This window comes from Patiriisocius sp. 208BN25-11, from assembly GCF_058147145.1.
Genome location: NZ_JBYVJY010000002.1, coordinates 193,479 through 206,441 on the forward strand (window position 1 = coordinate 193,479; position 12,963 = coordinate 206,441).

Consider the following 12,963-nt stretch of genomic DNA (forward strand, 5'->3'; position numbering starts at 1 on the left):
CCAAAATGGTAACCCTTTTTTATTTAATTACTTGTAATTCTAATATTGTCAATTGCTATATCTTCATCTGCTGATGTAAAATCCATAGTAATTCTAATACTTAATGTACTTCCTAGTGCCGTTGGTATATTTCTGCTAAAATTTGTCCAGGTATCTGTAATAAAGGTTACATTATCCCCTATTCCATTAAAATCGTCATCTAACGAAGGTTCAGAATTAAATCCATTCTGTCCTTCAACCCACAATAAACTTTGATATGCACCACCATCGATGCTATAATCTATATGCATAAAATCTTCTCCATCCCAATCTTGATTCGATGCTTGATCGTCTTCGGCCAATAATATTTCAAAAAGCACATTTGTTTCTCCAAGAATGTCAATGTTTGAAATAGTTAGTGTCTGTTGAGAGCTTGCTGTATTTCCTTGTAAGCCATCTATATCTTGTCCTGCAAATAAATACATTCCATCCATAGTACCGCTTAATGTTACATTTGTATATTCACTTTCCATTCCCCTAGAAAAATATCTAGCACCATTAATTTCTTCGGGTATACTTGTTGTGTATCGTATGCCATTTCCATTTGTTTCGAAAGACTCTTGAAAAGGTAAGGTTAGCGTTACCACACTATCATCATCCAAAATAGTTACTATATTGGTGTTTTGAGTTCCAATAGTTGTTGTCCCTAAACCACCACTTAAATAAGTAACTGTAAATACAACATCTTCACTAGATTCTGCATCCATATCATCTGTAATTGTAAACAAACCAATGGCTGTGTATGAAGTGGCTCCAGCAGGTATGGTAACAGTTTGAGCAGTAGCTTCATCAAGATCTGTATAAGAATCCGCAGCAACAGAAACCATAATATTAGCAGATGGAGATGGGTTAGTAATGGTGAAATCAAAATCTATCGCAGGAACATTTTCAGCTTGCGATTGTGAAGCTGAGGCAAATTGGACTTCAGATCCTGTTACAATAGATACGCAAGGCCCTTCTTCCCAGGCAATACCGTTCCAAATATTCAAACAACCTGTTTCAAGAACAAATACTTGCAGACCGGCATCCTCAATTTCAGCATTCACCCTTACTAAATCTGAAGTTAAAGGAATTCTAGGAGGCATAAAGCCCTTATAAGTGATTCCGCTATCTAAAGTGCTATTTACATCCAACATAGATGCATCACTTGGAGTAACTGTACCAATTCCTACTTGAGAAAATCCAATGTGTACACCACAAAAAACCATTAAAAAAAAGACAATTCTAATCATGACTATATAATTTTAGTCATAACATAAATAAAAGGTTTAGCAGATTGGGACTACAAAAATAACGGGGAGATATACAAATTTAGTGATTATTTATGAACTCACTAAATTCGAAATTACTTTTTATAAGTATCATCCCAATTTTTAACATTAGGTTCTCCAAGTTTGTCCTGAGACTTAGCTACTAACATAGACACTGTTGCATCTCCAGTAACATTAATTACAGTTCTACACATATCTAAAGGTCTATCTACAGCAAAAATAAGTGCCAATCCAGCTTCAGGAATACCAGCGTACCCAAGTACACCTACCAACATCACCATACCTGCACCAGGCACTGCAGCAGAACCAATAGATGCCAGTGTTGCTGTAGCAATAATTCCTAATTGCGTTCCAAAGCTTAGATCTATACCAAAGGCTTGGGCAATAAAAACAGCAGCTACCGCTTGATACAAACTCGTCCCGTCCATATTAATAGTAGCACCAATAGGTAATACAAAACTTGACACTTCTTCTTCTACTCCTAAATGCTCTGTAACACGTTCCATCGTTACTGGCAGTGTTGCCGCACTACTACTGGTAGAAAATGCTAGTAATTGTGCTGGAGCAATACCATTCAAGAAAAATGAAGGTGACTTTTTTGTAAACACTTTCACTAACATCACATAAATAATAACCATTAGTGCCAATCCAACAACAACAGATACTGCATACATTGCTAGGGCAGCAAATAAATCGGCACTTGGGGCTTCTACTACCAAGGCTGCCATTAAAGCAAATACTCCATAAGGAGCAGCCAACATGATTAAATCGACCATTTTGAGGATGACCTCATTGAGGCCATCAAAGAAATCTTTCACCGTTTTCCCTTTTTCTTCAGGAATCAAAATAAGTGCAATCCCAAAAAATACAGCAAAGAAAATTACTTGTAACATATTTCTATTACTCGATGCTGCACTTACAATATTACTAGGTACCAAATCAATCAATGCCTGTAATGGTCCAGCATCTTTTTGTGCTGCGGCCGCTTGTCTTTTTGCTTCCGCATCACCTCCATAAGCCTCTACCAATTCGTTTCTGGTATCTTCATTTATGGTGGTTCCAGGCTGTATAATACTTACTACAGTTAGACCAATAGAAACTGCAATAATAGTAGTTAGCACATAAATAGATATGGTTCTAATTCCCATTTTAGACAAGCTAGAAATATCTTTTAAATCTGAAATACCCTTAATCAAAGCCGCTAGAATTAATGGAATAGCAATTAGCTTTAACGAACTAATGAAGATGGTTCCAAATGGTTTGATCCAATCTTTTATAAAGGAAGGTCCCCAATCAAAATTAGTAAATAAGAGTGCGAAAAGTACTCCTAATACCATTCCTAAAAGGATTTTCCAATGTAATGCTAGTTTTTTCATATGTAATATTTCCGAAGTAAATGAGATTTACAATTTAGATAATTTATTTGCCAACCAAAAATCGGCTATGGTTAACGCAGCCATGGCTTCTACAATAGGCACTGCTCTAGGTACCACACAAGGATCATGACGTCCTTTGCCCTGCATTTCAACAGCTTCTCCTTGACTATTAATGGTTTGTTGTTTTTGCATCACGGTTGCTACAGGCTTAAAAGCAACTCTAAAATAGATGTCCATTCCGTTGCTAATTCCACCTTGTATTCCACCCGATAAATTGGTTTTGGTAGTGCCATCTTCATTGAACAAATCATTGTGTTCGCTCCCCTGCATTTTAGCGCCACAAAATCCGCTACCAAATTCAAAACCTTTAACAGCATTGATAGACAACATCGCTTTTCCTAACTGTGCGTGTAATTTATCAAATACAGGTTCTCCTAACCCTACAGGCACATTTTGTATCACGCAAGTAATGGTACCACCAATGGTGTCGCCCTGCTTTTTGATTTCTTTTATTTTAGCTATCATTTTTTCTGCCGTCTCAGGATCTGGACAACGTATGTCATTACTTTCAACGTTTGAAAAATCTAACGTCTGATAGGGTTTCTCTAAAAAAATATCTCCTACAGAAGACACATAGGCCTGTATTGAAATGTTAGAGATTAATTGCTTCGCAATGGCACCACCCGCTACCCTACTTGCCGTTTCTCTGGCTGAAGAGCGACCTCCACCACGATAATCACGATGTCCATACTTTTTGTCAAATGTATAGTCGGCATGACTGGGTCTATAGGTATCTTTTATGTGGGAGTAATCTTTCGACTTCTGGTTGGTGTTTTCAATGACAAAACCAATAGGAGTTCCTGTCGTTTTCCCTTCGAAGATACCAGACAAGAATCGAACAACATCAGGCTCCTTACGTTGTGTGACAATAATTGACTGACCAGGCTTACGTCGGATCATTTCGGCTTGTACAGCTTCCAGATCGATTGCAACTCCTGCCGGACAGCCATCAATTACACCACCAATAGCCTCTCCGTGGGATTCGCCGAACGTAGTTAGCTTAAAGAAATTTCCGAAGGTATTACCCGCCATAGTTTGGTTTTAAAACAAATGTAATTTTTTAAGATTAGATACTAAAAATTAATTGCATTAAATAGACCGCTTCGCTATTGGACCCTTCGCTTGCTCCACCGCTAGCTTGTTCCACCGCTAGCTTACTTCGCCGAAGTGGCTACGTAGGCCGAAAAGCTATGGCGGCACGCGGTTGCTCGCTGTTAGAGGTTAGACCAGTCGCTTCGTTCCTTGATAAAAAATGGACTGAATGTCGAAAAACTAATATCAATTTTCCCAAACACCTTAACTTTAAACATTATAAACTCTATGAACAACTAACATTTCTGAATAAAATAGTTTGCAGTGCTCAGTAGCAGTTGGCAGATTAACTATTTTAAAAAGCCAACTTTAGGCCATTGCTCCTTTTTATCTTTGAAACTTTGTTTCTTTGTGCCTTAAAAACTAATCACCACTCACGAATCACCATTCACTATTTCGAAGGCGGTGTCGTAGGACGTACTTCTATCTTACTTGGTAAGGTTCTTGGGTTCATTTGTAATAAGTCTACCACCAATTCCCCGATGTCTTCCTGTTGTATTTTCCAGGCATCTTTCTCGCTGGGCTCGTTACCATTAAAATGAGTAGAAACGCTTCCTGGCATAATGGTGCTAACTTTTACGCCGTGCTGACGAACATCTAACATGGCAGCTTGTGTAAAGCCTGTTACCCCAAATTTACTTGCGTTATAGGCTGTTCCCCCTGCAAAGAAATTAGTGCCAGCGAGACTAGAAATTGTGATATAATATCCCTTAGTTGCTTTTAAAGAGGCTAAGGTTCCTTTTAGCGTGTAGAAAGCTCCTGTTAAATTAGTATCTATTACTTTATTCCAAGCTTCAATAGAAATGTCTTCTATATTTCCAAAAGCCCCAAGTCCGGCATTTGCTATAACAATACTTATGGTTCCCAAGGCAGCTTCAGCGCTTGTGATGGCAGCTTGTTGTGCTTCAAAACTACGTACATCAGCTTCTAAGGCTACTATCTTTGCTCCATGAACAGCATAGCTGGCTAGTTGTGAAGCTGCTGTTTCTGCATTTTCTATGGATCTACTTGTTATAGCTACGTGAATTCCTTGTTCCAGTAATTTTTGTGCAATACCAAATCCTATGCCTTTGCTTCCACCCGTAATGAAAGCTACTTTTCCTTTTAATGTTGTCATTTGAGATTTTTTCGTAAAAGTAATGGAGTAAGGCCTCACTTCCTGTCTATGAATCCTTAAATTTCTGTTATTTTTGAGTTATGAAAACTATCTTCCTGTTTTTGAGCTTGTTCTTTTTGGGGTCTAATACTTCACAAGAATCACATCTAATAGATATGGGAATCTATGGTACAGAATTCGAATATGAAATTCGGTATGCAACTGCCAATAACTTCATTGGCGAAGTATTGTATGATTGTCCGAAATGCCTACTTCAACCTGAAGTTGCCGAAGCTGTCTTTAAAGCCAATCAATATTTCTGTGAATTAGGCTATAAACTGAAATTTTATGATTGTTATAGACCCTTAGATATCCAAAAATTTATGTGGAGTAAGGTACCTAGACCTACCTATGTCGCTAACCCGTATGGCAAAGGGTCCATCCATAACAAAGGGGCTGCAGTAGATATTACCTTGGTCACACTGGATGGATGTTTTGTAGATATGGGAAGTGACTACGATTTTTTTGGTCGCGAATCTCACATTGATAATTATAATTTCTCTGCGGAAATATTAGCCAACCGAAAACTGCTAAGAGAAGGCATGATCGCCCATGGTTTTAGAACCGTGCGAACCGAATGGTGGCATTATAGTTTTAAACAATCTTGGCGTTTTAAAACGATGAATGATTCATTGCCTTGTGAGTAGTTAAAATCTTTATTTATTTCCTCAATCCTAAAGGATGAAATAAAGATTTCTATTGAATTCCCTTTGTGCCTCCGCTAAAGCTTCTGCGACACGCGGAAGGGTTAGGGAAAAATCAATAGAAATCTTTAACTAATTTATATCTTATTTCCGTAGATATCCAACTCAATCACAGGCTTACCTAACTTTTTAACTTCGCTAAATTGAGTAGCCTTATCCCCTACAACCAAATAGATCATCTTCTTTTCATCAATATAGGTGTTAATGACGTTTTTAAAATCTTCTAAGGTCATTGTAGTTAGTAACTCTTGTTCTTTATCTACATAGTTTAAAGGCTTTCCATACTTACTTATATTACTCAATAAACCTAGCTTAGCCCCAAAAGATTCGAATGCACGTGTATTTGCTTTGATGATCTTATTCTGGGTTAAGGCGACATCTTCCTCAGTAAAACCAGGTCCATAGTCTTGTACCATGTCTCTAATAATCTCTAAAGATGGTAAGGTTGCATTGGCTCTTACACTAGACGAAATAGTGAAAGCTGCTTTGTCCATTCTATTAGGTACTCTAGAATAAGCACCATAAGTATATCCTTTACTAATACGCAAGGTTTGAAAAAGTCTACCACTTGATCCACCTCCTAATATCTCGTTCGCAAAATCTAGTTTTTTAGCATCAGCATCATTCGCAGAAAGTGCAACATCACCAATGTATAATACAGATTGTTTTGCGTTAGGAACGTCAATAAAATATAAATTACCAGCAATATCAGTATCCGGAATTGTGTGTTCTGGAAGTAACACTTCTTCCCCATTCCAATTTGAATTTAACGAGGATAATACTTGAGTAACTTTAGTTTTATCTACACTACCAACCACATGAAAATTGGCGATTTTTGGAGATAGGTTTTTATAAAAGTCTTTTACATCCTCTAATGTAATGTTCTGAACCGTTTCTAATGTGCCACTAGTAGGAATCCCATAAGGATGTTCTTCTCCATACAACAACTTACTAAAATTAATAGCTGCAATGGCTGTTGGGTTTGCTTCACGTCCTTTTAAAGATGTTTGTAATTCTTGCTTTAAGCGGTTGAATTCTGTTTCATCCCAACGAGGCTCTAGTAACATTTCTTCTACAAAGGCCATTGTTTTATCAAAATTACGTGCTAAACAACTACCACCTATAAAAATCTCTTCTGTTCCAGAGCCAATATAAATACTAGAACCTAGCAAACCAATCGCTTCTTCCAATTCGGCAGCCGTTTTGGTTTTGGTTCCTTCATTCATTAGATCCGCCATTAATGAAGCAATACCTGCTTTCCCTTTTGGGTCTAACATGTGTCCGCCAGGAATTGAAATTTGAAAGTTTACAAGAGGTAACTCTCTGTTCTCAATACCGTATAGCTTCATTCCATTGTCTAGACTTCCTGTCCAAACATCTGGCATTTTTAATAATGGCGCTTCTCTAAAGTCTGGTTCAGAACGATCGAATTTTGAGGGTGTTTTTTCATATACTGCTTCAGCTCCCTGACTTACTTCTTCGTTAGCAGCCATAGCTCCTACTTCTTCGATCCAAACACTGGCTTCTTTAGCATTGCTTACGGCTAATTCTGGCGTATCTTTAGGAATAACGCTCGTCATTACATAATGCTGACCTTTAATGTACTTATTGTACACACGCATGATATCTTCACGAGTAATGTTTTTAATAATCTCTGTATCTTTAATAGATTGCTCAGGATCGCCAGCAAATTCATTGTCTTGCACCAGTTGAAACGCTTTATTTAAAACAGTAGCAACACCTTGGTATACTTGAGTTTCAAGCTCAGCTTTAATACGTGTTAATTCATTATCTGTAAACCCATTGGTTTCAAAATTAGCAAGCCCTTCATCGATTCCCGCTTTTACATCATCTAGCTTCACTCCTTCATTAGCTCTCACTCTAAGGATAAACTCTCCCGCTAGTTCATTGCTACTTTGGTACGATCCAACATTAGGCGCTAATTTCTTTTCTTCAACAATGGTTTTATACAGAGCCGATTTTTTACTACCACTCAACAATTGACCCAATACTCGTAAGGCATACGAATCTTCATTGTAATTCTCTACTGTAGGGAATACCATACGGAGCTCAGGTAATTTTGCGAAGTTATCTTTAAAAAACAAGGACTTCGTTTCTGAGAGTGTTACAGGCATTGGAGGCATTGCTTTTACTTCTGGTCCGCTTGGTATTTCCCCAAACCATTGTTGTACTAATTTCTTAGTCTCAGCAACATCAATATCACCAGCAATCACCAACGATGCGTTTGCTGCTCCATAATATTCTCTATAAAACTCTTTTACATCTTCTAGGGTTGCTGCTTGAAGATCTGGTAGGGCTCCAATGACAGTCCAACTGTACGGATGACCTTCTGGGTATAAATTTTTACGAATGATTTCATCTGTATATCCATAAGGAGCATTGTCAACTCGTTGGCGCTTTTCATTTTTTACTACCTGCTTTTCACGTTCTAAGGCTTCTTTGGTTACCGTGTTTAACATATATCCAAAGCGGTCACTGTCGATCCATAAAATTTTCTCAAAGGCATCTTTAGGAACAACTTCATAATAAATAGTACCGTCACTCCATGTACCTCCATTTCGGCTTCCACCCCATTCTGGTATCATTTTACGATTGGCGCCTACAGGAACATTTTCACTATCATTAAAAGACATGTGCTCAAAGAAATGTGCAAAACCAGTTTTACCTGGTTTCTCTCTATTAGAACCTACATGCATTACGGTAGCTACTGCAACAATAGGATCACTTTTATCGACATGTAATATTACTTCTAGACCATTTTCTAAGGTGAATTTTTCATAATCTAAGGTGAAGGATTCTTCTGCAGTATCATCTTCTGGTGTAGTATTGCAAGAAACAAAAGCTATAGATAAGGCAATAAAGGTAATAAAGGTTGTTAGTTTCATGGTTTTAAAATTTCAGAAATTAAAAAAAGAAAGATACTATTTTGAAGCGCATAAAAAATGAAAAGTTTTCTTAAAAAATCATTTTATAAACCACCGCGAAGTATCTTTGCATAAAACATTTATTTTGGAAAAACTCATCAAAACGTTTAAAGTAGTTAGCACCCTAGAAGCCATTTCTTTTTTGGTCTTATTGGGTATTGCCATGCCCTTAAAATATATCTGGGGCCTTCCTCAAATGGTACAAATTGTAGGGATGGCGCATGGAGTGTTATTTTTACTCTACATTGCAATGGCTGTCTACGTATCACAAATATTAAATTGGAGCTATAAAAAACTTTTTATTGCCGTACTTTGTTCTATACTTCCTTTTGGACCTTTTTATGTAGAACGTAACTACTTGTAATGAACACCGATTTTTTATACTACTACGCAAATTTCTTTAAAGAATATTTTATCACCGTTGGTGTTGGAAGCAGTTCCGCTGCTATTCTTAGCATTGTACTAAATGTGCTAATTGTAGGTGCCATCGTTTTTGTGCTAGATATCTTTGTTCGAAAGCTGGTGATTCAAATTTTTAAAATCTTTAACGATCCCACCGAAAGAGGATTTTATGATGTGCTCATGGAAAGTAATTTTCCAAGATTTGTAGCGCACTTTGTTCCTTTTGTGATTGTTTGGCACTTACTTCCAATCATTTTTAACAGTTTTCCCGAAACCTTTATTTGGATAGAAAAAGTACTGTTAGTCTACTTGGTTATTTTGTCTATCCTAGTATTTAGAAGTATTACGCGAACTACCAAAAACTATATTGGTACAAGAGAGAACTTTGCCGATAAGCCTTTACAAAGTTATGTGCAGGTGCTTATGATTTTTGCTTGGGCAATTGGTATTTTCTTTATGGTGAATATTCTCACCAACTTTAATTTTAAAAGTTTGGCTACTTTAGGGGCGACCTCTGCAGTTGTTGTCCTTATTTTTAAAGATACCATCTTAGGATTTGTAGCAAGTATTCAGGTCTCTGTAAATGATATTGTGCGCATTGGCGATTGGATTACCTTCAGTAAATTTGGTGCAGATGGTTATGTCACAGAAATCAATCTAGCAACGGTTCGCGTTCAAAACTTCGATAATACGTATACTACTATTCCTACCTATAGTTTGATTTCAGACAGTTTTCAGAACTGGCGTGGGATGCAAGAAAGCAAAGGACGAAGGATTAAAAGGTCTTTATTTATCAAACAAAATACGGTGCGTTTTGTCACTTCGGAAATGTTAGATGCCTACAAAAACATCCAACTCATTAAACCGTATATCGACCATCGAGAGAAAGAAAATTCGGTTCGAAATAAAATCACCAATAGCGATACCTCTTTGGCTATCAATGGTCAAAACCAAACCAATTTGGGAGTGTTTAGAAATTATGCAGAATCGTATTTGCTTGAAAATGAAAAAATCAACGACACGATGTTCTTAATGGTGCGTCAACAAGCACCCACCGATAAAGGAATTCCGTTAGAGATCTTTTGCTTTACCCATGACAAAAAATGGGAAAACTACGAGCGTATCCAGTCGGATATCTTTGACCACTTAATTGCTGCAGTACCCTACTTTGGCTTAGAGATTTTTGAGAGTCCTACGGGGAGTGATTTTAAGGAGCTTTAGAGCATTGTGGAATGCTACAACAAAACAAGGGAGTTTTATTACTCTTGCAAAAACATCCCCCTAACCCCCTTCAAAGGGGGAATCATCTTGATCAAACCACTTTAATAAGGGATAGGTCTAACTTCTAACAGTGTCCACGTGCCACCATAGCTTTAGCGCAGGAGCAAGCGGTCTTAAAACAAAAAGCTCCGAAAACCTAACATTTCCGGAGCTTTAAAAATTATATTAAAAAGAAATTACTTCGCTATATTCACAGCTCTTGTTTCTCTAATTACGGTAACTTTCACTTGTCCTGGGTAGGTCATGTCTGTTTGAATTTTTTGTGAAATCTCAAACGATAACTGCGCTGCTTTTTCGTCGCTTACTTTCTCACTTTCTACCATGACACGTAATTCTCTACCTGCTTGAATGGCATATGCCTTATTTACTCCCGAGAATCCAAAAGCAATGTCTTCTAGATCTTTTAAACGTTGGATATAACTATCTAATACCTGGCGTCTTGCGCCTGGTCTTGCACCACTAATAGCATCACACACCTGAACAATTGGAGATAATAAACTTGTCATCTCAATTTCGTCGTGGTGTGCTCCAATGGCATTGCATACTTCTGGCTTTTCACCATACTTTTCTGCCCATTGCATTCCTAAGATTGCGTGTGGTAATTCTGTTTCTGTTTCTGGTACTTTACCAATGTCATGTAACAATCCTGCGCGTTTTGCCAATTTAGGGTTTAGCCCTAACTCGCTCGCCATTACTCCACATAATTTGGCCACCTCTCTTGAGTGTTGCAATAAGTTTTGTCCGTAAGAAGAACGGTATTTCATTCGTCCGACAGCCTTTATTAATTCTGGTTGTAGTCCATGAATTCCAAGATCGATAACGGTACGTTTTCCTACTTCGATGATTTCTTCTTCGATTTGCTTGGTTGTTTTGCGAACAATCTCTTCAATACGTGCTGGGTGAATTCTACCATCGGTCACTAGTTTGTGTAATGATAAACGTGCCACCTCTCTACGCACACTATCAAAGCAAGAAAGAATAATTGCCTCAGGAGTGTCATCTACAATAATTTCAACCCCTGTAGCGGCTTCAATAGCTCTAATGTTTCTACCTTCACGGCCAATAATTCTACCTTTAACATCATCACTTTCTAAGTTAAAAACTGACACACAATTTTCAACCGCTTCTTCAGTACCTATACGCTGTATCGAACTAATAATAATCTTCTTAGCCTCTTGCTGTGCCGTCATTTTGGCTTCTTCAATAGAATTTTGAATGTACGCCATAGCATCTGTCTTAGCTTCATCCTTTAGTGTTTCCATCAATTGTGCTTTGGCATCATCTGCAGACAAACTAGAAATCACTTCTAATTGTTCTACTTGACTTTTATGCATTTTATCAATCTCTGCTTGCTTCTTCTCAATAAAGGTAAGACGCTCTAAATAGTCTTTTTTCTTTTTCTCTAAATCTGCGGTTAACTTTTTATTTTTAGCCAACTCGCTAGATACTTGTGACTCTTTATCTCTTGTACGCTTCTCGGCGTCGTTCATTTTCTTATCACGATTGTTGATCACTTTTTCGTGTTCAGACTTCAATTCGATGAACTTCTCTTTGGCTTGAAGCATTTTATCTTTCTTCAATGCTTCGCCATCTTTCTCGGCATTTTTTAGAATGGTGGCTGCTTCTTTTTTTGCAGAAGCAATGGCGGTAGAAGCATTGTTCTTCTCAAGCATTTTTGCTATCAAGAACCCTACAACTAATGCAATGACTCCTACTATTATAATGGTGACTAAATTGTCCATGTGTTTGTTTCTTTATGGTTATGGTGCTATAAATAGCATGTTAATTCATCTGTTAAAATCTAGACATAAAAAAGCCTACACTAATATTTGATTTGTGTAAACTCCAATGAAAAAAAGTTTAGGACTAATAAGCTGATCAAGAATCCGCTCAAAGACGGCGCGCTTTTACAACTTGAACTCATCCTTTTCAAAAGAAATTCTGTTGAGTTTACCAAAATGTATACTAATGTAGGCAGTAACCTAGTTTTATGTAAAGAACGTTACGCTAGCTGGTGTTGCAGTAATTCGTTGAGTGCTTGTATTTTTTGCACTACGGCTGCCCCGCCTTCTATCGTGTCAATATTTTTTTGCTCTACTTGTGCTGCAAATTGTAAGGCACACATAGCAAGAACGTCTTGCTTATCCCTTACTGCGTAGCTTTTTTCAAACTGTTTGATCATACCTTCTATCTTCTTAGCGGCTTTACGCAAGCCTTCCTCCTGGTCTGGATGTATCGTTAAAGGATATACCCTATCTGCTATAGAAAGTTTAATTTTTAGTTGGTTTGACATATGTTGTTGCTATTCAGAAAGGTGCGTAATACACTGATCAATTTCCCGAACAAGAGCATTTATTTTGAGTTTTGTATCTCGTTTATATTGGTCGCTGCCAAGCATTGAATTGGCCAACTTTAATGAATTGCAAGTATTTGTTAATTCGGAAATTTCCGAAGAAAATTGTACTTGCTGTTCTTTTAAAACTGTGATCTCTGCCTCCAATGTCGCTTTTTCTTGCTTCAGTTTTGTATACCTATGCAATAATTTGCTAATCTTATTTTCAAGAGAATCAACTTGTTCTACAATAGAACTCATATATTGGTTATTTCAATACTACCCTTACAAAGTTAAACGACCCT

At 37.4% G+C, this 12,963-nt stretch carries 11 protein-coding genes and 1 other RNA gene; 3 read left to right on the top strand and 9 right to left on the bottom strand.

All coding sequences use genetic code 11. The features are described from left to right. Window positions 1–23: 23 nt before the first annotated feature. From ACY2RS_RS03760 to ACY2RS_RS03775, 4 genes are all read right to left on the bottom strand, one after another. Entirely contained in the window at window positions 24–1,271 is a 1,248-nt protein-coding gene (locus ACY2RS_RS03760; protein ID WP_490097274.1) for a phage tail-like protein, read from the bottom strand. A gap of 113 nt (window positions 1,272–1,384) precedes the next feature. After that, window positions 1,385–2,686, bottom strand: coding sequence for a dicarboxylate/amino acid:cation symporter (locus ACY2RS_RS03765; protein WP_490097275.1), 1,302 nt, complete (start codon window positions 2,684–2,686; stop codon window positions 1,385–1,387). Between the two features lie 27 nt (window positions 2,687–2,713). Then, window positions 2,714–3,778, bottom strand: coding sequence for a chorismate synthase (aroC, locus tag ACY2RS_RS03770; protein WP_490097276.1), 1,065 nt, complete (start codon window positions 3,776–3,778; stop codon window positions 2,714–2,716). Window positions 3,779–4,229: 451 nt separating this feature from the next. After that, complete coding sequence (locus ACY2RS_RS03775; protein WP_490097277.1) at window positions 4,230–4,955, bottom strand: SDR family oxidoreductase; 726 nt, start codon at window positions 4,953–4,955, stop codon at window positions 4,230–4,232. A gap of 80 nt (window positions 4,956–5,035) precedes the next feature. Here ACY2RS_RS03775 and ACY2RS_RS03780 point away from each other — a divergent pair, with 80 nt between their 5' ends. After that, window positions 5,036–5,641 carry a M15 family metallopeptidase gene (locus ACY2RS_RS03780; protein WP_490097278.1) on the top strand — a complete coding sequence of 202 codons (606 nt, stop codon included), beginning with the start codon at window positions 5,036–5,038 and terminating at the stop codon, window positions 5,639–5,641. Between the two features lie 134 nt (window positions 5,642–5,775). Here ACY2RS_RS03780 and ACY2RS_RS03785 read toward each other — a convergent pair whose 3' ends face one another. Further along, on the bottom strand, window positions 5,776–8,604 hold the full coding sequence (locus tag ACY2RS_RS03785) for a M16 family metallopeptidase (RefSeq protein WP_490097279.1): 2,829 nt from the start codon (window positions 8,602–8,604) through the stop codon (window positions 5,776–5,778). Between the two features lie 124 nt (window positions 8,605–8,728). On the opposite strand from ACY2RS_RS03785, the gene ACY2RS_RS03790 reads away from it, so the two are divergent. Continuing rightward, window positions 8,729–9,007, top strand: coding sequence for a DUF3817 domain-containing protein (locus tag ACY2RS_RS03790; protein WP_490097280.1), 279 nt, complete (start codon window positions 8,729–8,731; stop codon window positions 9,005–9,007). Beyond that, on the top strand, window positions 9,007–10,266 hold the full coding sequence (locus ACY2RS_RS03795) for a mechanosensitive ion channel family protein (protein ID WP_490097281.1): 1,260 nt from the start codon (window positions 9,007–9,009) through the stop codon (window positions 10,264–10,266). Before ACY2RS_RS03790 ends, ACY2RS_RS03795 begins: the two co-directional genes overlap by 1 nt. A gap of 236 nt (window positions 10,267–10,502) precedes the next feature. Here the strand turns inward: ACY2RS_RS03795 and rny are convergent, their stop codons facing one another. From rny to ACY2RS_RS03815, 4 genes are all read right to left on the bottom strand, one after another. Beyond that, entirely contained in the window at window positions 10,503–12,068 is a 1,566-nt protein-coding gene (rny, locus tag ACY2RS_RS03800; protein ID WP_490097282.1) for a ribonuclease Y, read from the bottom strand. Between the two features lie 98 nt (window positions 12,069–12,166). After that, a non-coding RNA gene (gene ssrS, locus ACY2RS_RS03805) (6S RNA) lies at window positions 12,167–12,276 on the bottom strand. A 52-nt stretch (window positions 12,277–12,328) separates the two neighbouring features. After that, window positions 12,329–12,619 (bottom strand): cell division protein ZapA, encoded by a 291-nt coding sequence (locus ACY2RS_RS03810; RefSeq protein WP_490097283.1) that lies wholly within the window; start codon window positions 12,617–12,619, stop codon window positions 12,329–12,331. A 9-nt stretch (window positions 12,620–12,628) separates the two neighbouring features. Next, window positions 12,629–12,919, bottom strand: a complete 291-nt coding sequence (locus tag ACY2RS_RS03815) for a hypothetical protein (protein WP_490097284.1) — start codon at window positions 12,917–12,919, stop codon at window positions 12,629–12,631. Between the last annotated feature and the right edge of the window lie 44 nt (window positions 12,920–12,963).